Source organism: Streptomyces iakyrus, from assembly GCF_000717055.1.
In the GTDB taxonomy this organism is placed as follows: domain Bacteria; phylum Actinomycetota; class Actinomycetes; order Streptomycetales; family Streptomycetaceae; genus Streptomyces; species Streptomyces iakyrus.
Map to the genome: position 1 here is coordinate 1 of NZ_JNXI01000153.1, position 301 is coordinate 301.

General features: G+C 68.4%; 1 protein-coding gene. It reads right to left on the bottom strand.

Translation table 11 applies throughout. The features are described 5' to 3' along the window. A partial coding sequence (locus OO68_RS41895; RefSeq protein ID WP_033314761.1) for an ABC transporter permease occupies positions 1-301 on the bottom strand: 301 nt, incomplete at both ends.

A 301-nucleotide genomic window follows, 5' to 3' on the forward strand; every position in this document is an offset into this window, starting at 1 on the left:
CTCGTCGAAGCTGGTGATGAAGGAGAAGATCGCCGCCGCGATCATCCCGGGTGCCGCCAGAGGGAAGGTGATCTTCCGGGCGATCGTGAGCCGTCCGGCGCCCATGCTGGCCGCTGCGTCCTCCAGCCGTTCGTCGATCCCGCGCAGCGTCGCGATCAGGATCAGGACCGCGATCGGCGAGGCGAGCACGGTGTGGCCGAGGGCGATGGCGATCGGGCTGCCCAGCATCGCGGCCGGCTCGAAGAACAGGAACAGACCCAGTGCGGTGACGATCTGGGGGATGACCAGGGGTCCGAGGACC